General features: G+C 64.4%; 22 protein-coding genes. 18 read left to right on the top strand and 4 right to left on the bottom strand.

What is annotated here, in order from left to right:
• Positions 1-209: 209 nt before the first annotated feature.
• Positions 210-1130, bottom strand: a complete 921-nt coding sequence (locus tag QRN34_RS06215) for a M14 family metallocarboxypeptidase (protein ID WP_285402980.1) — start codon at positions 1128-1130, stop codon at positions 210-212.
• A 75-nt stretch (positions 1131-1205) separates the two neighbouring features.
• On the bottom strand, positions 1206-1916 hold the full coding sequence (locus tag QRN34_RS06210; RefSeq protein WP_285402978.1) for a 4'-phosphopantetheinyl transferase superfamily protein: 711 nt from the start codon (positions 1914-1916) through the stop codon (positions 1206-1208).
• 47 nt (positions 1917-1963) lie between these two features.
• Here QRN34_RS06210 and QRN34_RS06205 point away from each other — a divergent pair, with 47 nt between their 5' ends.
• The 7 genes from QRN34_RS06205 to QRN34_RS06175 all read left to right on the top strand — a co-directional run bounded on the left by QRN34_RS06205 (position 1964) and on the right by QRN34_RS06175 (position 10400).
• A complete protein-coding gene (locus QRN34_RS06205) occupies positions 1964-3790 on the top strand; it encodes an aminodeoxychorismate synthase component I (protein ID WP_285402976.1) in 1827 nt (608 codons plus the stop codon).
• Positions 3791-3892: 102 nt separating this feature from the next.
• Entirely contained in the window at positions 3893-4786 is an 894-nt protein-coding gene (locus tag QRN34_RS06200) for an MBL fold metallo-hydrolase (protein WP_285403093.1), read from the top strand.
• On the top strand, positions 4786-5229 hold the full coding sequence (locus tag QRN34_RS06195) for a YeeE/YedE family protein (protein ID WP_285402975.1): 444 nt from the start codon (positions 4786-4788) through the stop codon (positions 5227-5229). Before QRN34_RS06200 ends, QRN34_RS06195 begins: the two co-directional genes overlap by 1 nt.
• A complete protein-coding gene (locus QRN34_RS06190) occupies positions 5226-5642 on the top strand; it encodes a DUF6691 family protein (RefSeq protein ID WP_285402973.1) in 417 nt (138 codons plus the stop codon). The genes QRN34_RS06195 and QRN34_RS06190 overlap by 4 nt, the downstream gene beginning before the upstream one ends.
• A 657-nt stretch (positions 5643-6299) precedes the next feature.
• Positions 6300-7628: an antiviral reverse transcriptase Drt3a gene (drt3a, locus tag QRN34_RS06185; protein ID WP_285402971.1), complete on the top strand. Its 1329-nt coding sequence runs from the start codon at positions 6300-6302 to the stop codon at positions 7626-7628.
• Positions 7621-9570 (top strand): antiviral reverse transcriptase Drt3b, encoded by a 1950-nt coding sequence (gene drt3b / locus QRN34_RS06180; RefSeq protein ID WP_285402969.1) that lies wholly within the window; start codon positions 7621-7623, stop codon positions 9568-9570. Before drt3a ends, drt3b begins: the two co-directional genes overlap by 8 nt.
• A 215-nt stretch (positions 9571-9785) precedes the next feature.
• Positions 9786-10400, top strand: a complete 615-nt coding sequence (locus QRN34_RS06175) for an SLATT domain-containing protein (protein ID WP_285402967.1) — start codon at positions 9786-9788, stop codon at positions 10398-10400.
• 1431 nt (positions 10401-11831) lie between these two features.
• Here the strand turns inward: QRN34_RS06175 and QRN34_RS06170 are convergent.
• Positions 11832-12695 (bottom strand): YicC/YloC family endoribonuclease, encoded by an 864-nt coding sequence (locus QRN34_RS06170; protein ID WP_285402964.1) that lies wholly within the window; start codon positions 12693-12695, stop codon positions 11832-11834.
• Between the two features lie 75 nt (positions 12696-12770).
• Between QRN34_RS06170 and rph the strand changes: the two genes are divergently transcribed.
• From rph to pepQ, 8 genes are all read left to right on the top strand, one after another.
• Complete coding sequence (rph, locus tag QRN34_RS06165) at positions 12771-13502, top strand: ribonuclease PH (RefSeq protein WP_285402962.1); 732 nt, start codon at positions 12771-12773, stop codon at positions 13500-13502.
• The gene (locus tag QRN34_RS06160) at positions 13499-14011 is read left to right on the top strand and encodes an N-acetyltransferase (protein ID WP_285402960.1); all 513 of its coding nucleotides are present in this window, start codon (positions 13499-13501) and stop codon (positions 14009-14011) included. Before rph ends, QRN34_RS06160 begins: the two co-directional genes overlap by 4 nt.
• Positions 14012-14014: 3 nt before the next feature.
• Entirely contained in the window at positions 14015-14608 is a 594-nt protein-coding gene (gene rdgB / locus QRN34_RS06155) for an RdgB/HAM1 family non-canonical purine NTP pyrophosphatase (RefSeq protein WP_285402958.1), read from the top strand.
• A complete protein-coding gene (gene hemW, locus QRN34_RS06150; protein ID WP_285402956.1) occupies positions 14605-15762 on the top strand; it encodes a radical SAM family heme chaperone HemW in 1158 nt (385 codons plus the stop codon). The genes rdgB and hemW overlap by 4 nt, the downstream gene beginning before the upstream one ends.
• Positions 15763-15894: 132 nt before the next feature.
• Positions 15895-18120 (top strand): DUF1631 family protein, encoded by a 2226-nt coding sequence (locus tag QRN34_RS06145; RefSeq protein ID WP_285402954.1) that lies wholly within the window; start codon positions 15895-15897, stop codon positions 18118-18120.
• A complete protein-coding gene (locus QRN34_RS06140; protein ID WP_285402952.1) occupies positions 18117-18464 on the top strand; it encodes a PilZ domain-containing protein in 348 nt (115 codons plus the stop codon). The genes QRN34_RS06145 and QRN34_RS06140 overlap by 4 nt, the downstream gene beginning before the upstream one ends.
• A 16-nt stretch (positions 18465-18480) precedes the next feature.
• On the top strand, positions 18481-19137 hold the full coding sequence (locus QRN34_RS06135) for a hypothetical protein (protein ID WP_285402950.1): 657 nt from the start codon (positions 18481-18483) through the stop codon (positions 19135-19137).
• A 38-nt stretch (positions 19138-19175) separates the two neighbouring features.
• Entirely contained in the window at positions 19176-20495 is a 1320-nt protein-coding gene (pepQ, locus tag QRN34_RS06130; protein WP_285402948.1) for a Xaa-Pro dipeptidase, read from the top strand.
• A 3-nt stretch (positions 20496-20498) separates the two neighbouring features.
• Here the strand turns inward: pepQ and QRN34_RS06125 are convergent, their stop codons facing one another.
• Positions 20499-21569, bottom strand: coding sequence for a heparan-alpha-glucosaminide N-acetyltransferase domain-containing protein (locus QRN34_RS06125; protein WP_285402946.1), 1071 nt, complete (start codon positions 21567-21569; stop codon positions 20499-20501).
• A gap of 133 nt (positions 21570-21702) precedes the next feature.
• Here QRN34_RS06125 and cydP point away from each other — a divergent pair, with 133 nt between their 5' ends.
• From cydP to cydB, 3 genes are read left to right on the top strand one after another with little or no spacing between them, the layout of a single operon-like run.
• Positions 21703-21921, top strand: coding sequence for a cytochrome oxidase putative small subunit CydP (cydP, locus tag QRN34_RS06120; RefSeq protein WP_036139451.1), 219 nt, complete (start codon positions 21703-21705; stop codon positions 21919-21921).
• Entirely contained in the window at positions 21918-23489 is a 1572-nt protein-coding gene (locus tag QRN34_RS06115; RefSeq protein ID WP_345782892.1) for a cytochrome ubiquinol oxidase subunit I, read from the top strand. Before cydP ends, QRN34_RS06115 begins: the two co-directional genes overlap by 4 nt.
• Before the next feature lie 10 nt (positions 23490-23499).
• Positions 23500-24630 carry a cytochrome d ubiquinol oxidase subunit II gene (cydB, locus tag QRN34_RS06110; RefSeq protein WP_285402943.1) on the top strand — a complete coding sequence of 377 codons (1131 nt, stop codon included), beginning with the start codon at positions 23500-23502 and terminating at the stop codon, positions 24628-24630.
• Positions 24631-24641: the final 11 nt, after the last annotated feature.

Here is a 24641-nt window from a genome sequence, read left to right as displayed (position 1 = left end):
GGGTTCATGGCCTCTCCGTGAGCCGGCAACAGGCGCTGGCCGGCATGGACCGGGGCGCGTGCCGTGGGGCAAAACGCGATTGTAGCGAAATTATGGCGTGTCCCGGCTTTCGCGAGGGCTTCGGCCGGACGAGGCCGACGGCCCGGCGCGCGTCCGAACTCTCGTACAGCCGCTGACAGGCCGGTCGCGGACCCGGCCAGCGGGCGCCGTCACCCTTGGGCCAGCGCGTAATCGAAGCCGGCCCGCACCGCCGCCACCTGCGCGTCGTTGCACTGCTGCGGCGTAGCCCGCGGGCTGTCCGGGTAGACCTCGGTGGTGGTGACATAGCGGGCATCGGTGATGCCGGCACAGAGTCCGAGCGCCTTCACGTCGTATTCGATGACGCCCGGCGCGACGACGGGCGAGCCGATGATCTCGCCCCGCTCATCCGCCGGGGCGATATGGGTGACCTTCGCCACCGCGTCGATCATCACCTTCTGGAAGGCCGGCTGCGGGTTGGCCACGCTATCGACCAGGTAGAACCCGTCGGGAATCTCGCCGGGCTCGTAAGCGGTGCCGTCGCGCGCGGCCAGCGCGGGACGAAACTCCGATTCGTCCGAATCGGTGGTCTCATGCAGGTCGATATGGACCAGTACCTTGTCTGCCAAGGGCGCCAGCAACCGGACCAGCGCCGCCGACTCCGCCGCCGGGCTGTCCAGGCGGAAGTTGCGGTTGGGGTCGATCGCGTCGGGATTCCAGCGCAGGATGCGCTCGTAGGCCCAGGGGCTGACGCAGGGAACGACCAGCAGGTTGGCCCGGCCGGTGTAGTCGGCGCCGTGGTCGCGAACGAATTGCAGGGCGCCTTCGACACCGCTGGTCTCATAGCCGTGCACGCCGCCGGTCACCAGCAGCACGGGCAAGGCGTCGTTCCAGTCACGGCTGCGGATCGCCAGCAGCGGGTAATGGCCTTCTGCATAGTCGAGCGCACCGTACTCGCCGACCTCGAAACGCTGGCGCAGCGGCTCGATCGCCCCCAGGACATCGTCGGCATAGCTGCGCTTCCTCACCTGGCGGGCGCGCCAGGTGGCGGCGTCCGCCGCGGTCCAGGGCTGGCCGGGCGTACCGACGGGATAGAAGGGGGTAACGTTCATCGTGCGCGACCTTGCGGGTTCGGGTAGCCGCCGAGTGTCCCTGTCCCCGGCCGGCAGCTCAACCCCTGCCCGCGCTCAGTCGCGTTGGCGCTCAGGCGGCCACGCGCAGGTGGTCACCACCGAACGATGGTCGAGGACGCTGAAGCCGAGCCGGACCGACGTGCCGCGCGGCAGCGACGGTGCAAGGTCTTCGGCCACATCCGCCTCGATGATGCCCTCGTCATGCGAGGCGCGCCGCAGTGTCAGTGCCGAAAAGTCGAAGATCCGTCCCACCGTCGCCGCGGTGGCCTTGAAGAAGCTCTCCTTGGCCGAAAACGCGGCCGTCAGCGCCGTCGCGCGATCGGTATGCACGACCAGGTCGACCAGCGCGGCCACCTCGGCCTCGGTCACCACCGAGACGAGGATCGCTTCGATGGCGCTGTCGGACACCACGTCTTCCAGGTCCAGCCCCACGCCGCGAAGTGGCCCCACCGGGAGGGCCACCGCGGCCGCCATGCGGGACGCATGCGTGATGCTGCCGATGAAACCCTCTGGCCAGCACGGCGCCCGCGACGCGGACGTGCCCAGGTCGCCCACGTGGACTCCCGCCGCGGCCAGCGCCGCCAGGGCGACGCGCCGGCCGGCCAGGTACTCAGCGCGCCGCTTGGGCACACTGCGTTCGATGGTGGGCGGACAGGCGATGCCGTAGGCCGCAAACAGCGCCGCATCGGACTCGGCCGGATCGAACGGCACGACGAACGCGTCCGGCAGCCCGCCGGGGTGTCGCGACAGGGATAACCTGGCCATGTCGTGCATCGATCAGTCTTCCATGTGATGGGGCAGCGGGAAACAGTATGCTGCCCGATGTGAAAGATAGCCGTGGCCAGGTGATACTCGACAACGCGCGCGACGGATGGGCGGAGGTCTTCTCACGCCCGTCGCGCACGTTCGTGGCACGACAGCCGGCCGACGTGCCCGATACCCTCGCGGCCATGCAGCGCGCGCTGGCCGAGGGCCACTACCTGGCCGGTTATTTCAGCTACGAACTGGGCTATGTCCTGGAACCGCATCTCGGCGACCGGCTACCCGCCGAGCGGCAGGTGCCGCTGATCTGGTTCGGCCAATACGACGAGCCGCCGACGATCCTCCAGGGCGATGCCATCGAAGCGCTCTGGCCGCGGGATCGCGTCTACGCCTCGCCGTTGACGTTCGAATGGGACAGGGATGCTTATCGGAACCGTTTTGACGCGGTCATGGAGGCGATCCGCCGGGGCGACGCCTATCAGGTGAACCTGAGCATGCGCGCGCATTTTCGCGTGACCGGCGATCCACGCGCGCTCTACGGACAGCTTCGTCATACGTCCGGCGGCGCGCACGGCGCGTTCATCGACGACGGCGAGCGTCAGTTGCTGGGTTTCTCCCCGGAACTGTTCTTCGCCCTCGACGCCGAAGGCACCATGACGACACGCCCCATGAAGGGCACCGTGCCGCGAGGCGCGGACGACGTCACCGATCGCGCCCAGCGCGAGGCATTGCGGAACAGCCTGAAGAACCGCACCGAAAACCTCATGATCGTCGACCTTATCCGTAACGACCTGGGTCGACTGGCCCTGCCCGGCACGGTGGCGGTGCCCGAACTGTTCACCGTGGAAACCTACCCCACCGTCCACCAGATGACCTCCACCGTGCAGGCGACACTGCCGTCCGGCAGTCCTATCGCGAGCATGCTGGCCGCGCTGTTTCCGTGTGGCTCGATTACCGGTGCACCGAAGATCCGCGCGATGCAGATCATCCGCGACCTGGAAGCGTCGGCGCGCGGCGCGTATTGCGGTGCCATCGGCCATTTCGCGCCCGATGGCGCAGCCCGCTTCAGCGTGGCGATTCGCACGCTGACCGTCACCCACGGCGTGGGCGAACTGGGCGTCGGCGGCGCGGTGGTCAGCGATTCGGACGCCGACCAGGAATACGACGAGTGCCTGTTGAAGGCGCGTTACTACGAGGCCGGGCGACGTCCGATCACGCTGCTGGAAACACTGCCCTACCAGGCCGGAAGATGGCCGCGACTGCACGGACACCTGCGGCGGATGCGCGACGGGGCGCGGGCACTGGGGCTTACCTTCGACCTGTCAGCCGCGACGACTGCACTGCGCAAGGCGACCGCCGACGCCGGGGCGACGACCCGCAAGGTGCGGCTGGTCCTGCACGACGACGGCAGCATGACCGCCGAAAGCACCGCCATGCCGCCGACACCCGATGTCATGCGCTTCGTCATTGCCAGCGGACGCCTGCGCAGCGACGACCCTCTGCGTGGTTACAAAACGGGTTGGCGCGAAACCTACGACGACGCGCTTGCCGAGGCGAACGCCTGCGGCGCGGATGAGGCCATCCTGCTCAACGAGCGTGACGAGGTCTGCGAGGGCTCGTACACCAACCTCTTCATCAATGACGGGCACGGCCTGCTGACGCCACCGCTGCACACCGGCGCCCTGCCCGGCCGGCTGCGTGCGTCGCTGATCGCGGCCGGGCGATGCCGGGAGGCCGTGCTCACCCTCGACGACCTGGAAAGGGCCGACACGATCTACCTGGGCAATTCGCTTCGCGGCCTGGTAAAGGCGGCTCCCCTATCAGCGCAGCATGCGAGCAAAGCGCGTACGGTCGCCGGCACCCGGCGCGTCGGCTAGCCGCGACGGCCGCGCATACCAATGACTTATCCGCATCCTGCGAGGTAGCGCCTCATGACCGCCGATACGCCCGTCGATCCGAACCTGCAAAGCGCGGTGGCGATGGCTGCCGCCGCACTCGACGATCCAGCGCAGCGCCCGCGAGTCACGTCGTTCTTCGACGAGACCACCTTCACCATCAGCCATGTGGTGCAGGACCCGACGAGTCGCGCCTGCGCGATCATCGACAGCGTGCTGGATTTCGACGCGCCGAGCGGCCGAACGGCGACGACGCATGCGGAAGCCCTGGTGCGATACGTGGTCGAGCATGACCTGCAGGTGGCGTGGATTCTCGAAACCCACGCGCACGCCGATCACCTGACCGCCGCGCCGTGGCTCCAGCGACAGACCGGTGGGCACCTGGCGATCGGTGCGCAGATCACGGCCGTCCAGCACACCTTCGGGGAGGTGTTCAATGAGGATGATCGGTTCGTGCGGGACGGCCGCCAGTTCGATCACCTCTTCGACGACGGCGAAACCTTCACGATCGGCGCGCTGCGCGCCATGGCGCTGCATGTGCCCGGACATACGCCGGCATGCATGGCATACGTCATCGGCGACGCCGTCTTCGCGGGCGACACGTTGTTCATGCCGGACTACGGCACGGCACGCTGCGATTTTCCGGGCGGAAACGCCCGAACGCTCTACCGATCGATCCGGCGGCTGATGTCGCTCCCCGATGCCACGCGCGTATTCATGTGCCACGACTACAAGGCACCAGGCCGCGATCATTACGCGTGGGAAAGCAGCATCGGCGCCGAGCGCACCGGCAACGTGCATGCCCACGAGGGCGTGGACGAGGATGCGTTCGTGCGCACGCGAGAAGCCAGGGATGCCACACTGGCGATGCCGCGACTCCTGCTGCCGTCGATCCAGGTCAACATGCGGGCGGGCCATTTTCCCGAGCCGGATGCCAACGGCGTGCGTTACCTTCGCACGCCGCTGGATCTGCTGTGATGGCCGCAACGCTTGCGTCACTGGCGTGGTACTGGCCGGCGCTGGGTGGCGCGGCCATCGGCATAGCCGCCGGCATCGTGCTGCTCGCCCAAGGGCGGGTCATGGGTATCTCCGGCATGCTCGCCGCGATACCGGGCTGGGCGCCAGGCAACGACCGGGTGGCGGCTGCGCTCTTCCTTGCCGCCAGCATGATCGCCGCCGGCCTGACGCATCCCCTCCTGCACCGGCCCGCACCGGATCTGGCAAGCGGATGGCCGACGCTGATCGTCGGCGGGCTTCTGGTGGGGTATGGCACACGTCTCGGCGCCGGCTGCACGAGTGGGCATGGCGTGTGTGGACTGTCTCGCCTTTCGCCTCGCTCGCTCTGGGCAACATGCGTTTTCATGCTGACGGCGGCCTCCACGGTCTACGTGATGCGCCACGGACTGGAGCGACTGCGATGAGCCGGCTCGTCAGCATCCTCGCAGGCCTGCTGTTCGGCGTCGGCCTGACCTTGTCGGACATGGTCAACCCGCAACGCGTGCTGGCCTTCCTCGACGTGGCCGGTGCATGGGACCCGTCGCTCGCCATCGTGATGGCATCCGCCCTGCTGCCCGCGGCGCTCGCCTGGCAGGTTCGGCGTCGACGCGAACGCCCATGGCTGGCCGATCGATTTCATGTGCCGGTGTCGCGCAAGGTCGATCGCGCTCTGCTGGCCGGCGCGGCGCTTTTCGGCGTGGGCTGGGGCCTGATCGGTTTGTGTCCGGGGCCTGCGTTGGCTGATCTTGCGATACAGCCGTGGCCTACCGCAACATTCGTGGTCGCGCTGGTCGCTGGCATGGGTCTGCACCGGGCGGTCCATAGAAGGCCAAGCTGATATCTACTTAGTGGCTTAGCCAAAGCGAATTTGAAGCAAGCCATGCTCTAAGCTGACCTTCACTACCAACATCGATCTGACCTTCAGTGGCTAGGTCAAACAGACTCAATGACTCGCCTCTAACTACTCGGTCGAGAAGGGTTCCTAGCCTCGCTTGAGCCCATCCGACGGTTGAGGCCGAATCGTATCTGCACGCCTCGACGAGCCTAAAATAGAGTTGGCGATCAACCACGCCGGTTACGCTCAGTGAATAATCGAGTTCCGCGTTCATAGCTATCGCCACATCCATAGCCGCTTGATCTTGCATGAGTTCCTTCTTTGGTGCTGGAGCCAACGATCGGCCTGGGTCTCGGTACAAACAAAGGCACTTAGCTTGTCGCTCCGGGCGTCCAGCGACTATCCCAAGCTGCTCAAATGCGCATACCGTCTGATTTCGCCAATCATCAAATATCCTACAATTTCTAATAATTGCATTTTGCTATGATATTTGTTAGACCCTACCTATCGCCGCCGCGACACATATACGATTCGATGCGCAGAATGGAGGCCGCACCGAGCAGAGCCCATGGATGGGCTACGCGAATATTTACATTGACAGCATGCAGCAAGTTTCACATCGTTCGAAGAGTTATACGCCCCGCAGGCGAAAAGGGAATCATGGCCAAGCCGGTTCAAAACTTTGACGCGAAAAACTTGGGATGGATGCGGCGATATCGCAAGCAGTTCTATCTGACGCCCGATGAGGGTGAGAAACCCGCAAACCATGAGGAATGGCGAACTTTTTTGGAGCGCCTTCAACGCGACGTAGCGCTGGGCCGCATGAAGTTCCACCGACTGCATTCGCTAGCGCTCCTGCGTGCAGGGAAAACACGGATCGCGACCGCGACCGATAGCCTTGATGAGTCCCTAGTACTTCGCAAGATCAACGACAATCTTCGTCGAAGTTATGGAATTAGGGGACTCAATCGCAAAGAAGCGGTTGCAACTCTATTGCAAGCACTTGGGGAAAACACTCCAAAATCAGTGTATCGCGTAGACATAAAATCATGCTTTGAGAGTATCGACCGAGCGAGTGTACTTGCGAGGCTTCGTGCCGATGGACTCGTGTCCTACCAGACAATCTCCCTCATCGACAGAATATTTGAGCGCACCGGACGATTGAAGCCTAAAATTCGCAAGCGAGGACTCCCCCGCGGCTTGATCCTAAGTGGGACGCTTGCAGAGATCTACCTCGCCGCATTGGATAAAGCGATTAGAGACATCGATGGCGTATATCTACTACTACGCTATGTGGACGATTTCATCGTGATGTCCTCAGGCTCGATGGATGCACTCGTTTCAGGTGTAGACCTAGCGCTTAATGAGCTCGGCTTACAGCCTAACGCGAGGAAAACGGCGCCCTTCCCCGTCGCATGCCGATGCGCCCAAGCTTGCGACCACGCGAACAAATGTCCATGCGCTCGCCAGTGCGAATGCGTCGTTGAAGATGCCAAGGCTCGACATAGAATGGAATATCTGGGCTACGAGTTTCGATTCTCGCCTTACAACATGCCGTCCAGCGAAAACCAGGTATGGGTGCTGCTATCAGCTGCCAAGGTTCGAAAATTGAAGACACGCATGACACTAGCAGCGAAATCTTACTTAAAGGACGGGGCACCTCAGCTCTTCGTCGACCGTTTGACCTTCCTGACAGGAAATCAAGTTCTTATCAATTCGGCCAAGAAACGAAGTCTATCCGCTGGGCTTGCATACTCCCATCCTCACTACGAACCTGGCCCGTTCGACGGAGACGCGCAAACTCTTCGCGAGTTGGACAGATTCATGCAGAACTTAGTCCGATTTGCCCTTAAGAGGCGACCTACAGCCAAGGCCTTTCGTGACGAGTTAGCCAAGTTGACGTTCTCGTCTGGATTTACCCACTATCGTCGGACAAAGTTTGACACGACACGGATGGCTGTCATTGCACGGTGCTGGTCGCATGTCTAAGCGGATAAAAAAGATCGGCAATACCGATGCATCACGCATGCTTCTCACAGATACCTTGCCCTTTGAGCTCCCATTGTATTTCTCGAACGAGCGTCTCGCGTCCTCCTTGCTCGCGGGCGGCAAGTCGCATCCCTTGGTGCGGGCCGCACTCAGTTCAAAGTCTGACACTGTACCCTTTCTTATTGACGTGGGTAAGGCAAAGAGCAAGTTTCGAAGGGTCGCACTGCTTCATCCAGCGGCTCAGTGCCGATGGGTTGGTTTCTATGCGCGATACGACAGCTATATCTCACAACTATGCGTACGAAGCCCCTTTTCGCTGAGGGCGCCATCACGGCCTGCATCGCGCTACTTCGACAGCCGGTTTGCTGATCACGGGGCGGATCTCGGCGAGGGGCCCGATGTCGATACGGCAGGATTTCGAAAGCAATCGACCGTTGCATCGTCGTACTTCGCTTATAAGCGGTACGCGCACTTTTACAAATTTTTCAATTCGACGGAATTTGAACGGCTCGAGATGAGCTACGGGCTGATGCTCCAGCTCGACATATCAAAGTGCTTCCAGTCGATCTATACCCACTCAATCACGTGGGCCGTACGAGGAAAGCAGTTTGCAAAGGATAACAGACGAGCGACTTACTTTGAGGACGAGTTTGATCGTCTTATGCGCTCATCCAATTGGGGCGAGACAAACGGAATTGTCATTGGTCCAGAGGTGAGTAGAATTTTCGCAGAAATCATCCTCCAGTCAGTGGACGTCCGCCTTGCGAAGTTCATCGGCGAGGATGTCGCAGTCCGACGATACGTTGATGACTACATCTTCTTTGCAAATTCCGAAACGGATCTAACCGCCGCCGAGGAAGTTCTTCGCGAAGAACTCCAGAAGTTCAATCTCTACTTGAATGATTCAAAAAGGAACATGTCGCAACGCCCGTTAGTGACCCCATTGACGGTCGCCCGTGCAGAGGTTCTTTCCGAGGTCGAAGAATTCATGCTAGCCGTACGCAACTGCGTGAGAGTGCGTTCAGCGAATAGTTCAAGAGAGGCCGACTCGTCCAAAAGTACGCTTTCGAGCTCTGTAATCACAAGAGTTAGGCACTCGGCGCGACGATATTCGGTTAGCTATGGTGAGCTATCAGCTAGCTCGCTCGCAGTGGTCGCCCGACACCTCAACTTGATTGGCGAGCGATCATCGTCTGATGCTAGCCCAGAATATGAGATGGACGCGCAACTATTCCAAACGCTATTGGTAGAAGTGATACGGCTCGCTGAATTCTTTTTCCTGATGGATATTCGATCTGCAACCTCTAACAAGATGGCGAGAATCTTCTTGGAGGTGTCGAATATCGCGAAGCACGCAAAACTTGGCGAAGACTTACTTCAGATGCAGATTCTCGACGTGACGAGGCGTTCACTAAACTTAAGGAAGAAGGTATTTCTTGCCGACATCCTCAACGTAGTCATTGCTGCTGACATTGTTTGCCAGGGCCGCCAAAAACTATCGATATCTGACATCTTGAGATTGCTAGACAGGAAAAACCCGGAAGAACTTGTACATATCGACGACTACCTAACGTTGTCGGCGGCACTTTACTTCGCTCGCGACCGCCACGATATGCGAGCCCTATCTAATTGCGCGAAGCAAGGCATGATTTCGAAACTCAGCAACCTGAATACGCGAACGCTATCTAGAGCGGCTGACTGCATTATGCTCTTCGACTTCCTTGGCTGCCCTTATGTAGATGAGAGCGAAAGAGTGGCTCTGTACCGCGAAATTTCTCCGAGGCTTCTGGGCGGCAAGGAACCTCCGCTCGAACAAGCTACCGGCTCTGTTCGAAGAATCGCAAAGGAACTGGGTTTCGTATCCTGGATCCCAGATCGTGAGTCGCTTGATCGGCTGCGAGCTCTCTTAGCAAAGAAAGAATTGCGCCCGGCGTACGAGTAGTGCAAGGATACCGGTGGGCGCGAGGAGCGAAGTCGGCTCTGTGTCGGCTATATGATCGTGGTGGCCTCTCCCAAGCGGATGTGCCACGATCAGGGTAAGCAGTCTGCTTAGGCGATTAGGCGTTCGTCGAACGGTGGCCTGCGGTGTCAGGAGACTGACCGCCACACACACAAACTCCTCGCGCCCGCTCTCGCTACGTTCTCAAGGGATTTGATATGGGCGAATCGAACGATCGAAACGAAGAACTCCTCCGCCGCGTAAAGATCACGACAAAGTGTCGATATCGCGCGAGTGAAAGGCTCGATAGGCACCAGCGGGCTTCTCAGTGGGTTGTCGCGCTAACTTCCGTCGCATTGGTGTTTATCCCGCTATTGCAAGCCTTTAGCATTTCTGCCGGCATTGACGCGGTGTATCTCAATGCCACACAGGCAACACTCGCTGTCCTCGTTCTCGTTTATTCTCTTTTATTGGGACAAGAGAATTTTATTTCCAGGTCGCAGGCAATGCATCGAAACGGGGTGGAGCTCGGCCGTTTTTCGAGAAAAGTGGCGGGGATTAGAGGCGTTGTCAGCGATCAAGAATATATTCAGCTTACGGAAGAATACTATGCAATTCTTGAGAAATACGAGAACCATAAGCCCGTCGACTACCAGCTGACATTGTTATCCGATTGGCCCGAGAGTGGTAGACAGAAGCTTGCGTACGGCTTTCGTGTGCTGAAAACCTGCATCTATACAGCGATCGGTTTCTCACACTATTTTATTGCCTTCTCTCTGGTTGCCTACGTTTTCTTTTTCCTCTTTCGTGGCATCGCAAAGCATGCCGGCTGAGTCGCCAACTTATGCAACTGACTTCTTTGTGTAGCATGGCAAGTTGGTGATTGGCTAGGCACCGGTTGTCTAAGCATGGATTTCGTCGGGAAAGTTAGCACAGCGCTGTAATGCTTCACGTCGCACTTCAATGTAGTCGTAGCGTTTGTAAACACCGACAAGACCTTTGCGTGATTTACGCATCGCTCTGCTACATGAGGGGCGACGCCCAGCGCATCCGAGTGCGTCCGGGCGGTCCGCTTCAAATCGTGCAATATGAAGTGATCCGCCGTTGCTATGAAGGACCTGATGCACTTTGCAAGCGCTGCGGTGATGGCATCCATACTGATGCATGGGATCGTCCGACTTTTCATCTTTCTATCCGGCAGGAACCACTCATTTCTCCCCGGCCAACTCTACTAATTTTTTCACGGTCGCTGACGCTTGGTTCGGCAGTGAAATACTGATTCCTCTTTCCGACATCGTGTGAACCGCCGGAATTCATCAGAGCGACTTGGTATGGTCGAGTTCGTCGATTATTGCCTGAATCAATTCATACTTGCGAACCGCGAGCATCAGAAATAAACGAACAGAAAGACCGTTCTGAACGGTCTACCCATTTGCCTTATTTATCGCATTCGGCAGCGACCGAAGCTCGGAGACAGACAACAATCGAGCCCTCGATCGCACTTTGCCTCCGGCATCCAAACATCGAACATCGATGCGGGGTTGCTTTGCATATGCCCAAACTGCATGCCGAAATTGAAGATCTGCGTGAGGCACCCAAGAATCTTTGTCGATGTGGACGGCGCGTTCTCAGCGATGTCACAGATGAAGCGATCGACTTGCGAGAGCCTAGGATCTGCGAGAGGTAGAGAGCCGATCACGGGCTTAATTCTGTTGTTGATCCATGATCTAGCGATAGCGGAATGTTTCAGACCGCGCTAGATACACCGCTCGTAAAGTTGTCGGCTGGCTCCGCTATCACGCTCCGCGAGGGTTTTTTTCACTCGCAGCCCTCACCCAATCTTTTTCAGATGCCCGACATCTTGACTAAGTACATCTCATCCCTGAGCTTTTTCGCCGCACTCTCGCTTAGTTGAGCGAGATATCACGGTAGCTTCCCGAGTGAAGAGTTATAGGCTGCCCTCAATGCTGTAGCGAAGAAGCCACCGAGAATAGATATCTCATCTCCGGTAGCGACGCCAGAGATTATCGCCCCCCAAGCTTCGAATCGCTCGGACTTCTTGATCCAGTCACTGATGAGCGCTTTTGAAACCTTCCACGTACATTCCTCGGGATTTATCCATTCAAGGAATTAGTCCTTGGGTCCACGCTAGGGCACACGAGATTCATGACTTTTCGGGAGACATCCAAAGACAGCCGTGGACGTGAGAATGAGCCGAAAGTAGCTTGTAACTTCCAAAAAACAGGTACAGATCGCCTGAGACATCACTCGATATTCTGCACCTGCTCACGCATCTGCTCGATCAACACCTTCAGCTCCACCGCCGCATTGGTCGTACGCGAATCCACCGACTTCGAGCCCAGCGTGTTCGCCTCGCGGTTGAACTCCTGCATCAGGAAATCGAGGCGGCGACCCACCGGTTCCTTCAGCGCCAGCACGCGACGCGCTTCGCCGATGTGCGTGGTCAGTCGGTCCAGTTCCTCGTCCACGTCCACGCGGGTGATCTGCAACACCAGTTCCTGCTCCAGCCGACCCGGCTCCACCGGCTGACGGATGTCGGCCAGGCGGCCTTCCAGGCGGGCGCGCAGCGCGGCCTGGATCTCGGGCAGCCACACGCGCACGTCGGCCACGATCCGCTCGATGCCGTCCAGGCGCTCCTTCAGCATCTCGCCCAGCTTCTCGCCCTCGCGGGCGCGCGTGTCGTTCAGCGCCACCAGGGCCTGCTCCAGGACATCCAGCAGGGCACCCTGCAGGGCATCAGCGTCGGTGTCGGGCTGTTGCAGCACGCCGGGGAAGCGCAGCAGCTCGGTGAACTCGATGGTCATGCGCGGGAAGCGCTGCTCGAAGTCCAGGGCCAGCTCGGACAGGCGCGCCAGCATGGCGCCGTTGACCCGGGGGCCTTCGGCCGCGCCGGGCTCGGCGCGAAGGCGCACGGTGATATCCACCTTGCCGCGGGACAGCCGGGCACCGATCCGCTCGCGCAGGGCGCTTTCGAAGCCGCGCATGTCCTCGGGCAGCCGAGGGCTGATCTCCAGGTAGCGGTGGTTCACGGTGCGCAGCTCGCAGGTGAGCGTGCCGGACGGGCCCGCGCGCTCGGCGGAGGCGTAGGCGGTCATGCTGCGGATCATGGGGGGCTCGCTTGCGCGTGGAGGAAAGGCGCAATGGTAAACTGACCCACCGCCCGCGCCCAAATCAGGCTTTCCATGACCCTTTCCCGTCCCAGCGGCCGCGCCGCCGACCAGCTGCGCGCCGTCACCATCGAGCGCCACTACACCCGCCACGCCGAGGGCTCCGTCCTGGTGTCCTTCGGTGACACCAAGGTGCTCTGCACCGCCTCGGTCGAGGAACGCGTACCACCGTGGCTGCGCGGCAAGGGCGAGGGCTGGGTCACCGCCGAGTACGGCATGTTGCCCCGCGCCACCACCGACCGTAACCAGCGCGAAGCCGCGCGCGGCGGCCAGGGTGGCCGCACCATGGAGATCCAGCGGCTGATCGGCCGTTCGCTGCGTGCCTGCGTCGATCGCGCCGCCCTCGGCGAGCGGGTCATCACGCTGGACTGCGACGTGATCCAGGCCGACGGCGGCACCCGCACCGCGGCCATCACCGGTGCCTACGTGGCCCTGGTCGATGCCGTGTCCACGCTCACCCGGCGCAACGCGATCAAGCGCAACCCGATCCTCGGCGCCATCGCCGCGGTCTCGGTGGGTGTCTACAACGGCGTGCCCGTGCTCGACCTCGATTACGCCGAAGACTCCAACTGCGACACCGACATGAACGTGGTGATGAACGACGGCGGCGGCTTCATCGAGGTGCAGGGCACGGCCGAGGGCCATGCCTTCCGCCGCGACGAGATGAACCTCATGCTCGACCTGGCCGCCAAGGGCATCCAGGACCTGGTGGTCGCGCAGCGCGCGGCGCTGGAGTCCACGCCATGACCGAAGTGCGCGTGGCCACCGACGCGGACCTGGATGCCATCGTGGGCATCCACGCCGCGGCGTTCGGGCGCGACACCGAGGCGACCCGGGTGCGCCGGCTCGTCGAGGCGGGTCGTGCCACGGTGTCGCTGGTGGCCGTCGACGAGGACGACACCGTGCTCGGCCACGTGCTGTTTTCCCCTGTCACCGTCGAGGAAGGCGACGACGGCAAGTCGCTGGCCCTGTCGCCCGTGGCCGTGCATCCCGATCACCAGCGCCAGGGCATCGGCCACGCGTTGATCGAGGAAGGCATCGGCGCCTGCTTCGTCCAGGATGCGCGTGCCGTGTTCGTGCTGGGTTCGCCGGCGTATTACACGAAATTCGGTTTCGGCAAGGCGTCGGCGCACGGCCTGCACGATACCTACGAGGGCGGTAACGCCTTCCAGGTGCTGCCGCTGACCGTCGACGGTCTGGCGGGCTATCGCGGACGCGTCGACTACGCGCCGGAATTCGCCGAAGGGGGGCTCTGAGCCATGCGCCTCGTGCTTGCCTCCAGCAACGCCGGCAAGGTGGTCGAACTGGAACAACTGCTCGCCGGCAGCGGCGTGGAGCTGGTGCCGCAGATCCGCCTGGGCGTCACCGACGCCGACGAAACCGGCCTGACCTTCGTCGAGAACGCCCTGCTCAAGGCACGGCATGCCGCACGCCTGACCGGCCTGCCCGCGCTGGCCGACGATTCCGGCCTCTGCGTGGATGCCCTGAACGGCGCGCCCGGCCTCTATGCCGCGCGCTATGCAGGCACCCACGGCGACAGCGCGGCCAACAACGCGAAGCTGCTGCGCGAGCTGGCCGGCATGCCGGCCGCCCGGCGCACGGCGTATTTCATCGCCGTGCTGGTGGTGCTCCGGCACGCGGACGATCCGGCCCCGCTGATCGCGGAGGGCCGCTGGCACGGGCGCATCCTCGAGGCACCACGCGGCGAGGGCGGCTTCGGCTACGACCCGCTGTTCCTTCCCGACGGCCATGACGTGAGCGCGGCGGAACTGGACTTCGCCCTGAAGAACCGCCTCAGCCACCGTGGCCAGGCACTGGACGTGCTCAAGGCGCGTTTCGCCGAACTGGCATGACACTGACTCCCCCGCCGCTGTCGCTGTACGTCCACATGCCGTGGTGCGTGCGCAAGTGCCCGTACTGCGATTTCAACTCGCATGGCGTGCGCGGAACGCCGGCCTATGGGGAGTACGTGGACGCCCTGCTGGCCGACCTCGACGCCGACCTGCGCGACATGGGCGAGGCCCTGCACGGGCGCACCGTCGGCACCGTGTTCTTCGGCGGCGGCACGCCAAGCCTGTTCTCGCCCGAACTGGTCGGTCGCTTCCTCGACGGGGCGAAGGCGCGCCTGCCCTTCGCCGCCGAGGCGGAGGTGACGCTGGAGACCAATCCCGGCACGGTGGAGCATGGCCGCTTCGACGGTTACCTCGCCGCCGGCATCAACCGCATCTCCTTCGGCGTGCAGAGCTTCGATAACGCCAAGCTGCACCGGCTGGGCCGCATCCACTCCGCGGGCGAAGCGGTGAAGGCCGTGCGCAGCGCCCAGGACGCCGGGCTGGACAACATCAACATCGACCTGATGTACGCCCTGCCAGACCAGGACCTGGCCGGCGCACTGGACGATGTCGACCAGGCGGTGGCGCTGGCACCGACGCATATCTCGCACTACCAGCTCACCCTCGAACCGAACACGGCCTTTGCCGCCAACCCGCCCCCACTGCCCGACGACGACGCGGCGTGGACGATCCAGGAGGCCTGCGAGGTGCGCCTGGCCGACGCGGGCTTCGGGCAATACGAGGTGTCGGCGTATGCCCGGCCGGAACGTCGCTGCGCGCACAACCTCAACTACTGGCGGTTCGGCGACTACCTGGGCATCGGTGCCGGTGCGCACGGCAAGATCAGCGACGCGGGCGGCGTGCGCCGGCGCTGGAAGACCCGCCTGCCGGCGGCGTACCTCGCGGCCGCCGGCCAGCCGGCACGCATCGGTGGCGACAGCTACGTCGATGCGGACGACCTTCCCTTCGAGTACATGCTCAACGCCTTGCGCCTGATCGACGGCGTGCCGATGGCGGACTTTACCGAGCGCACGGGGCTTGCCCCCGACGCCATCGCGGGCGGATTGATGCATGCCCGCGGGCGCGGCTGGCTGGTGGACGATCCGGCCGTCCTGCGGACGACCGCACTCGGCCAGCGCTTTCTCAACGACGTGATCGAAGCCTTCATGGGCTGAACGGCCGTCGTGCCCGGTCACGCCAAATCTGCCTAGTTCTTACGCCCTACGCCGAAAGCACGCAACGGTTCCGCTGGCGCCACCTCCTTCGCCAACCTAAACTTGCGCTGAAGGTCGAGGAGGACCTTACCTATGAACGCAGGCACTCCCCCGCCACACGGCAGGACGGGACCGCATCCCGTCGCCCTTTCGCCACGCGCAGAATGCGAAGCGCAGCAGGGGCTTTCGCTGTGCCTGACGTGGCTGGACGTGCCGCTGCGGGAGTCGCTGCGCGAATTCGACCGGCGCCTGTTCGCCGTGGCCGAGAGCAGCCGCAATCACCTGGAGCAGCAGACCTGCTTCGAAAGCCGCGGCATCGTGGAGCGCGAGGGCGCCGCCTTTCGCAACCGGTTCGCCGCGCACTTGACCGAGGGGTTCCGCCGCCTGGGCGAGGTGACCGACGCCGCACCGACGCGGGGCGAATCGCTGGCCACGGGACTGAGTCTGGTCGACCCGGAAGACCAGGAGATCGACGGTGCGCTGGCCAGCATGGCCTCTCGCGGTGAAGCGCGCAGCGCCAGCAGCCTGTTCGAACTGGGCTACCGGTTGGCCGTCCTGGCCGGCACGCCGCCGCTGGAGGGTGAGGCCCTGCCCGCCGGCCCGCGCGCGCTGGCGGCGGCACTGAAAACGGCGGTCCGGCCCCTGCCGTTGACCACCGCGCATCGCCTGATCCTGTTCCAGTCGGTGGATGCGCGCGTGCTGGCGCAGAGCGAATCCTTCTACGGCGCCCTCAACGAGCATTACCGCACGCGCGGCATCCTGCCGGGGTTTCGCGTGTATCCCAACGTGCGCGTGTCCGCGCCGCCGGCCGTCGAGCGCCGTTCCCGACCGCGTGAGGCCCCGGCGTCGCTGCCCGGTGCAGGGGTCGGCGGCGAGGCCATGCCCGGGACATCCGCGGAAGGACACATCGGTGTACTGGAAGGCCTGCGCAACCTGCTGACCACCCGCCTGCAAACCGGCCACGTGGCCGGCTTCGCCGCCGGCCGTATCGCCTCGGACGACGAACTGCAGACGGCGCTGATGGCCCTGCAGGGCCACGTCAGCGATGTCACCGGTGCCGCGCAGCGCGAGATCCGCAGCGCACAGGCCCTGCGCGACGAACTCCTGGCCCAGATGGATCGCACCCGGCCGTCGGGTTCGCCGCCAGCCGAACTGTCGTCCGAGCAGGGCGACACGGTGGAACTGACCGCCCTGCTGTTCGAGAACCTGGGCCAGCAGGTGGCTGCGGCCAGCCCGGCCCGCGCCGTGCTGGGTGGCCTGCAGTGGCCCATGCTGCGCGCGGCAGTGAACGACCGCGGCTTCTTCGACCAGCCCGAGCACCCCGCGCGCCGCCTGCTGGATACCGTGGGCGAGGCCGCTCACCAGTGGCTCGACCCCGCCGACGGCGAACCGGATGCCGCGCTGATAGACCGGCTGGAACGGCTGGTCATGCAGGCCAGCCACGCCCAGGTGATCGACCCCGCATGGCGGGCCGATATCGAGCAGCAGATCGCCCTGCTGGCGCGCAAGGCGCATGTCGCCGAGCGCCGCCAGATCGAGGCGATGGAAGGGCGGGACCGGTTGGAACGGGCGCGCCAGCGCGCCACCGACATCATGGACGAGCGCATGGTGAAGGACGCCACGCCACGCGGGGTGCTGCGCATCCTGCTGGAGCGCACCTGGGCCGACGTGATCGCCCTGCATATCCTGCGGGGCGGTGAAAACGGCGAGGCGTTCCTGCACTGCCTGGGGGTCACGGACCAGTTGCTGGGCCGCCGCCCCATCGCGGACGTGCAGAAGCTGCGTGCCGACGTGGAGCGCGGCCTGGAACACCTGGGCATGCATTCGGCCGAAGCCTCGCAGGTGGCCGGCGGGCTGTTCGAACCCGCGGGGCACGACACGGCCGATACCGACCTCGCCCCCACCGAAGTCGCACTGCGACTCAAGCAGCGCCCGCGCCTGGGCGAAGGCACCGCGCACGGCGATGTTCTCGCGCCGGTGGCACCGACCGCACTGGACGAGGCCGCGCAGCACGTCTACGACGGCTTCGCCACCTTGCGCTTCGGCACCTGGTTCACGTTCACCCAACCCGACGGCAGCGAGTCCCGGCGCAAGCTGGCCTGGTTCTCGCCCGCCACCGGGCGCTGCCTGTTCGTCACGCCGCGCGGCGGCCGCACCGAAGACATCGACCTCACCCGGCTGGCCCGCCTGATCGCCACGAACCAGGCGCGGGAATGGAAAGAGCAACGGGTGTCCCTCATCGATCGCGCCTGGCACGCCATCGCCCGCAACCTGCGCCGCGACAGCGGCGACACCCGGCGCATGGCGGGCAACGCATGAACCGCGACTTCGAACAACGCCGAGCGCCGCGCAAGCACGCCAACTCGCCCATGCCGATCGTGGATGGGATGACCGACCGCGTGCTCGGCCAGCTGGTCAACCTGTCGGCTACGGGGCTGATGCTGTTGGGGTCCCATGCGCCGCGCAGCGGGGCGGTGCACCAGGTGACCTTCATGCTGCCGGGCATCCAGCAGGCGGAATACCGCGCGGAGATCGGCATCCAGGAGCAATGGCACGAACCGGCCGCCGCGGCGGGCCAATTCTGGTCCGGTTACCGCATCGTGGCCGCTAGCGACGACGACGTGCGCGCCATCGATGAATGGATCGGCCCTCCGGCGGACTGAACGGAAGCCTTTGTCCATGCTTTACGACGCACCGCGTGGGGGGTCACCATCGCTGCTCATGAGCGATGCCACCACCATCCTGGTCGATACCGAACTCGAACGCGACGACGCCGCGGCGGCCGCCATGGCGCTGTATCGCCGCCTGGTCGGCGACGGCAGCATCGGCGCGCTGCCCACCCACGGGGCCGACCCGTATTTCCCCGTGATCGAGGGCAGTTTCCTCGCCGGCAGCGGGGTGCGCGCCATCGGCCTGCATGCCAGCGCGCACCGCTGGCGCGAGGACGACACCGGCGGCGCCATGCTGATCGAGGGCGGACGCGAGAACGGCATCTTCTGCCCGTACGACGGCAGCTTCCGCATCCGCTGCCCGGAATGCGACCAGCCGCTGGCCCCCGGCGACGAGGGCAGCGAAGCCCTCGAGGAAGCCCTGGCCATCTGGTGCGAATCGCCCGATTCGGCTTACGTGGCCTGCCCCGCCTGCGCGAACTGGACCCCGCTGACCCAGTGGCGGTCGCCCACCCACGACTTTGCAGTGGGGCACTTCGCCATCACGCTGTATGGTTCGCACCTGCACGCGCTGACCGGCGGTGGCGACGACCATGCCGCCACGCTGCTTCGCCACCGCCTGGGCGACCTGGCCAGCGACTATGCCGTGGTGTTCGCGCGCGCATGACGGTAGCGCTCCACCCCTTCCCATCCCCGGAGATTCCCATGAACGACGCGCTGGCCGCCCTGTATCCCCAGCACCTCGCCACGCTGCGCGAGCGCACCGACACCGCGCTGGCGCGCGGCGGCTTCGAGCATCTGGTCGTGCCGGCCGGTCGCCCGATCACGAAGTTCCTCGACGACCTGGACTACCCGTTCGTGGTCAATCCGCACTTCAAGCACTGGTTGCCGTTGCTGGACGCGCCGGGCAGCTGGCTGGTGTACACCCCGGGGGAGAAACCCAGGCTGGTGTTCCTGCAGCCGCGCGACTACTGGCATGTGGTGCCGCAAGCGCCGCAGGGCTACTGGGTAGACCAGTTCGACATCGTGGTGGTGCGCAAGCCCGCCGATGCGATCGCGGAACTTCCCTCGCCGGCCCGCAGCGCCATCATCGGTGACCGCGACTGCGGGTTCGATCAGGTGTGCGCCAACAATCCGCAGGCGGTCATCGACCACCTGCATTACCACCGCGCATACAAGACGCCCTACGAGCTGGAACTGATGCGCGAGGCGAGCCGCCGCGGCACCCGCGGGCATCGTGCGGCGGAGCATGCCTTCCGTGAGGGCGCCAGCGAGCTGGGCATCCACCAGGCCTACCTGGCGGCGGTGGGCCAGCTCGACGCCGAGCTGCCTTATGCCAGCATCGTCGGCCTCAACGAGCACGGCGCGGTGCTGCACTACACGAACTTCGATCGCCACTCGCCGGCCGAGAGCCGCTCGTTCCTGATCGACGCCGGTGCCGGCGCCTCCGGTTACGCCAGCGACATCACGCGCACCTACGCCGGCCGCGATGCCGGTGAATTCCAGGCGCTGATCGATGCCGTGGACGCCGCGCAGCAATCGTTCGTCGCCCGCGTGCGTCCCGGCCAGAGCTACCCCGAACTGCACGTGCACGCGCACCATGCGCTGGCCGGTGTACTGCGCGATCATGGTTTCATCCGCATGAGCCCCGAGAGCGCCGTCGAGTCCGGCGTGTCGTCCGCGTTCTTTCCGCACGGGCTGGGCCATGGCATCGGCCTGCAGGTGCACGACGTGGGCGGCTTCCAGGCGGCGGAAACCGGCGGCACCATCGCCAAGCCGGAAGGCCACCCCTACCTGCGCCTGACGCGCCCACTGGAAGCGGGCATGGTGGTGACCATCGAGCCGGGCATCTACTTCATCGACATGCTGCTGGCCGAGCTGAAGGACAAGCCGTTCGCCGGCGACATCGACTGGGCCCGGGTGGACGCGTTCCGCCCGTACGGTGGCATCCGCATCGAGGACGACGTGGTCTGCCGCGAAGGCGAGCCGGAAAACCTGACCCGGGATGCCTTCGCCCTGCTTTAGGCGTCACACCTTCAGGTAGATGCCGCGGCGGTCCATGCCGCGGACGATCAGCCACCACAGCGCGACGAACACGACACCCCACGCCGCCGACGGCACGTAAGGGCCGAACAGCGGCGTCATCCACCCCGCAAAGGCCACGCGGTACAGCGGTGCGGTAACGCCCAGTGCGATCAGCAGGTACACCATGAGCCCGGATCCGGCATAGGCGGCGATGGCGTTCAGGCCGAACGTCCTGCCGGGCACCCGCCAACCGCGCACGTCGACGAGGACGTGCATGAGCGCGAGGATCGCGAACGACCAGCCCGCGGCCCACAGCACGTAGCCAGGCGTCCAGAGGTTCTTGTTCCACGGCCACACCCCCTGCAGGGCCCAGCCGGCCAGCGCGCACACCACGGCCGCGCCAAGCAGGTGACGCCACGCGCCCCGGCGCAGCCAGGTACCCGCGCGTACGCCGATCAGGGTGGTGACCAGCGCCGGCAAGGTGGCCAACAGGCCTTCCGGATCGTGCCCGCGGCCGGTAACGGCATCCACGACGTAGACGAACGGCCCGAACACGGCGCTGTCGAGACGGCTCACCCAGTTCGTCCACGGCGCCATGCCGCCGGCAAGCAACACGGCCCCATAAAGCACCAGCAACGCCACGCCGACAAGGTCGCGCGCGGCGCCGCGCACGTGAATGGCCAGCAGCGCGGCCAGGGCGAAACACAGGCCGATACGCTGCAGCACGCCCGGCAGGCGCAGGTGTGCTTCGGGGATGGCGAGCCAGGCGACGACGTTGAGCAACAGGCCCAGGCCGACGATGCGCAGCGCGCGGCGTATCGCCGCACGCCGGATCGGCGGCCTGGCCGCGCCAGCCTCGATCCGCGGCACGATCGCCAGCGCGATCGACACGCCAACGATGAAGAGGAACAGCGGGAAGACGAGGTCGGTCGGCGTGAATCCGTTCCACGCGGCGTGCTCCAGCGGCCACCAGACATGGCCCCAGTCGCCGGGATCGTTGACCAGCAGCATGGCGGCCACCGTGAGCCCGCGGACGACGTCCACCGAGCCATAGCGCATGGGGGTCTGTGACATACCGGATCGGGGTTCCCACGGGGCGTGAAGGAAGCATACGCGATCAGTCCGTTGCGACAATCGGCCACCCATCGCGGCGGCCGATGCGGGCATACGATGCCGTCAGTTCTCCAAGAATCCAGGAGTCGCAACCGTGGTTGTCGACCGCCCACCCCTCCGTCGTCGCTGGCGCGACCGGCCGCTGAAGCGCCTCGTGCTCGAGCTCGCGGTCATCATCGTCGCCAAGCTGGCCCTGCTGATGCTCATCTGGTACGTGGCCATCCGGCCGCTGCCCCGTGCGGACGTGTCGCCCGCAGGCGTCGGCCGTGCCTTCTCACCCGTCTCCGCCTCCACCCAGGAACCCCACCCATGATCGTCGACCCCGATGTCGTCGGCCTGTCGCGCTTCCAGTTCGCGCTGACAGCGCTTTATCACTTCCTCTTCGTGCCCCTCACGCTCGGGCTCGCCTTCATGCTCGCGATCATGGAGAGCGTGTACGTGATGACGCGCCGCGAGGTATGGAAACGCATGACCCAGTTCTGGGGCGTGCTGTTCGGCATCAATTTCGCCATGGGCGTGGCTACCGGCGTCACCATGGAATTCCAGTTCGGCACCAACTGGGCCTACTACTCGCATTACGTCGGCGACATCTTCGGCGCGCCGCTGGCGATCGAAGGCATGATGGCGTTCTTCCTGGAAGGCACGCTGGCCGGGCTGTTCTTCTTCGGCTGGGATCGCATCTCGCCGGTCAAGCACATGCTGGTGACCTGGTTCCTCGCCCTGGCGACCAGCCTCTCCGCGCTGTGGATCCTGATCGCGAACGCATGGATGCAGAACCCCGTGGGCGCCGCCTTCAACGCGCAGACCATGCGCATGGAGGTGACCTCGTTCTCCGAGGTGATCTTCAACCCGGTGGCCCAGGCCAAGTTCGTGCACACGGTGAGCGCGGGCTACACCATGGGTGCGATGTTCGTCCTGTCGATCAGCGCGTGGTACCTGCTGCGCGGACGCAACATCGAGTTCGCCAAACGCTCGATCACGGTGGCGGCCAGCTTCGGCCTCGCCGCGTCACTGTCGGTGGTCGTGCTGGGCGACGAGTCCGGTTACACCATTTCCGAAAACCAGAAGATGAAGATGGCCGCCATCGAGGCCATGTGGGAAACCGAACCGGCGCCCGCGTCGTTCACGCTGTTCGGCCTGCCCGACGTGAAGAACCACACCACCCATGCCGCCGTCACGGTGCCCTGGGTGATGGGCCTGATCGGCACCCGCTCCATCGACGAGCCCATCCCCGGCATCCGCAACCTCGTGGAGGATGCCAAGGTCCGCATCGGTGAGGGCATCAAGGCGTACGACGCCATGCTGGTGCTGCGCGAGAACAAGGACGATGCGCAGGCGCGGGCGATCCTGGCGGCACACGACAAGGACATGGGCTACGCGCTGCTGTTGAAACGCTTCATGGACGATCCGCGCAAGGCCACCCCGGCCGACATCCAGCGCGCCGCCGACAGCACCATTCCCAACGTGCCGGTGCTGTTCTGGTCGTTCCGCATCATGGTGGCCTGCGGCCTCTACTTCATCGGGCTGTTTGCCTATGCGTTCTGGCGCGCCAGCAAGCGCCGCCTGGATGGACGTCGCTTCCTCACCGCCGCGCTATGGAGTTTGCCGCTGCCCTGGGTGGCCGCGGAGCTGGGCTGGGTGGTCGCTGAATACGGCCGGCAGCCCTGGGCGATCGAGGGCGTGCTGCCTACCGCGCTGGGCGCCTCGTCGCTCACCGCCGGCCAGGTGTGGATCTCGATCGGCGGCTTCGCTCTGTTCTACACCGCACTGGCCATCGTCGACGGTTACCTGATGCTGAAGTTCGCACGCAAGGGCCCGGACGGCCTGGGCATGTGGCCGCATCGTGCCGACGCCCTCCCCGCCACCGCGCAAACGGCCTGAGGTCAACACCATGTTCGACTACGACACCCTTCGCATCATCTGGTGGGCCCTGATCGGCGTGCTGCTGATCGGCTTCGCCATCATGGACGGCTTCGACTTCGGCGTGGCCGCGCTGCTTCGCGTGCTGGGCCGCGATCCGCACGAACGCAGCGTGCTGCTGGAAACCATCGAGCCCACGTGGGAAGGCAACCAGGTGTGGTTCATCCTCGGCGGCGGCGCGGTGTTCGCCGCGTGGCCGCTGCTGTACGCAGCCTCGTTCTCCGGGCTGTACGTTGCGATGTTCGTGCTGCTGGTGGCCTTCATCATCCGGCCCGTCGGCTTCAACTTCCGCGAGAAGGTGGACGACCCGCGCTGGCAACTGGTCTGGGACAGCTGCCTGATCGCCTCCGGCGTCATCGTGATGCTGGTCTGCGGCGTCGCCTTCGGCAACCTGTTCCTCGGCCTGCCCTTCCACTACGACGGCGATCTGCGGATGACCTGGGACGGCAGCTTCTTCCAGTTGTTCCGCCCGTTCGCCCTGTTGTCCGGCCTGGTCAGCCTGAGCATGCTGCTGGCCCATGGCGCGTGCTGGGCGGCGATGAAGGCCGACCATGTGATCGCCGAGCGCGCGGCGAAAATCGCCCGCATCACGTCGCTGGCCTATCTGCTGCTGTTCGCCCTGGCGGGTGTCTGGCTGGCCTATGGCATTCCAGGTTTCGCCATCTCGGGGCCCATCCCCGCCAACGGGGTGTCAAACCCGCTGGGCAAGCATGTCGCCATCGGGGGCACGTGGTTTGCCGGTTACGCGACGCACCCCGCGTTCTGGGCGGCACCCGCACTGGCACTCATCGGCGCGCTGGGCGTACAGGCCTTCGTCGGCCGGCGCGGCTTCGCCGGGTTCTTTTCCAGCTCGCTCGCGGTCGCCGGCACCATCCTGTCGGCGGGTTTCGCGCTGTTCCCGTTCCTCATGCCCTCGGCCACCTTCCCCGTGTCCAGCCTCACCGTATGGGACGCCTCGTCCAGCCGCGGCACGCTGTGGCTGATGCTCGGCGTCACGGTGGTGTTCATCCCGCTGATCCTGCTCTACACGGGCTGGGTGTATCGCGTGATGCGCGGCCGCGTCACCCTCGAACACGTGCGCAAGTCGCACAACATGTACTGAAGGAGCAACGA

Origin of the sequence: Luteibacter sp. ME-Dv--P-043b (genome assembly GCF_030209605.1) — a bacterium.
Classification (GTDB): Bacteria; Pseudomonadota; Gammaproteobacteria; order Xanthomonadales; family Rhodanobacteraceae; genus Luteibacter.
This window is presented reverse-complemented; position numbering and strand designations above follow the sequence as displayed.

Bases quoted from the DNA above. Each gene is read 5' to 3' on its own strand.
- QRN34_RS06215 (WP_285402980.1), bottom strand. From the start codon at position 1,130: ATGAACGTTACCCCCTTCTATCCCGTCGGTACGCCCGGCCAGCCCTGG.
- QRN34_RS06210 (WP_285402978.1), bottom strand. From the start codon at position 1,916: ATGGCCAGGTTATCCCTGTCGCGACACCCCGGCGGGCTGCCGGACGCG.
- QRN34_RS06205 (WP_285402976.1), top strand. From the start codon at position 1,964: ATGCTGCCCGATGTGAAAGATAGCCGTGGCCAGGTGATACTCGACAAC.
- QRN34_RS06200 (WP_285403093.1), top strand. From the start codon at position 3,893: ATGGCTGCCGCCGCACTCGACGATCCAGCGCAGCGCCCGCGAGTCACG.
- QRN34_RS06195 (WP_285402975.1), top strand. From the start codon at position 4,786: ATGGCCGCAACGCTTGCGTCACTGGCGTGGTACTGGCCGGCGCTGGGT.
- QRN34_RS06190 (WP_285402973.1), top strand. From the start codon at position 5,226: ATGAGCCGGCTCGTCAGCATCCTCGCAGGCCTGCTGTTCGGCGTCGGC.
- drt3a (WP_285402971.1), top strand. From the start codon at position 6,300: ATGGCCAAGCCGGTTCAAAACTTTGACGCGAAAAACTTGGGATGGATG.
- drt3b (WP_285402969.1), top strand. From the start codon at position 7,621: ATGTCTAAGCGGATAAAAAAGATCGGCAATACCGATGCATCACGCATG.
- QRN34_RS06175 (WP_285402967.1), top strand. From the start codon at position 9,786: ATGGGCGAATCGAACGATCGAAACGAAGAACTCCTCCGCCGCGTAAAG.
- QRN34_RS06170 (WP_285402964.1), bottom strand. From the start codon at position 12,695: ATGATCCGCAGCATGACCGCCTACGCCTCCGCCGAGCGCGCGGGCCCG.
- rph (WP_285402962.1), top strand. From the start codon at position 12,771: ATGACCCTTTCCCGTCCCAGCGGCCGCGCCGCCGACCAGCTGCGCGCC.
- QRN34_RS06160 (WP_285402960.1), top strand. From the start codon at position 13,499: ATGACCGAAGTGCGCGTGGCCACCGACGCGGACCTGGATGCCATCGTG.
- rdgB (WP_285402958.1), top strand. From the start codon at position 14,015: ATGCGCCTCGTGCTTGCCTCCAGCAACGCCGGCAAGGTGGTCGAACTG.
- hemW (WP_285402956.1), top strand. From the start codon at position 14,605: ATGACACTGACTCCCCCGCCGCTGTCGCTGTACGTCCACATGCCGTGG.
- QRN34_RS06145 (WP_285402954.1), top strand. From the start codon at position 15,895: ATGAACGCAGGCACTCCCCCGCCACACGGCAGGACGGGACCGCATCCC.
- QRN34_RS06140 (WP_285402952.1), top strand. From the start codon at position 18,117: ATGAACCGCGACTTCGAACAACGCCGAGCGCCGCGCAAGCACGCCAAC.
- QRN34_RS06135 (WP_285402950.1), top strand. From the start codon at position 18,481: ATGCTTTACGACGCACCGCGTGGGGGGTCACCATCGCTGCTCATGAGC.
- pepQ (WP_285402948.1), top strand. From the start codon at position 19,176: ATGAACGACGCGCTGGCCGCCCTGTATCCCCAGCACCTCGCCACGCTG.
- QRN34_RS06125 (WP_285402946.1), bottom strand. From the start codon at position 21,569: ATGTCACAGACCCCCATGCGCTATGGCTCGGTGGACGTCGTCCGCGGG.
- QRN34_RS06115 (WP_345782892.1), top strand. From the start codon at position 21,918: ATGATCGTCGACCCCGATGTCGTCGGCCTGTCGCGCTTCCAGTTCGCG.
- cydB (WP_285402943.1), top strand. From the start codon at position 23,500: ATGTTCGACTACGACACCCTTCGCATCATCTGGTGGGCCCTGATCGGC.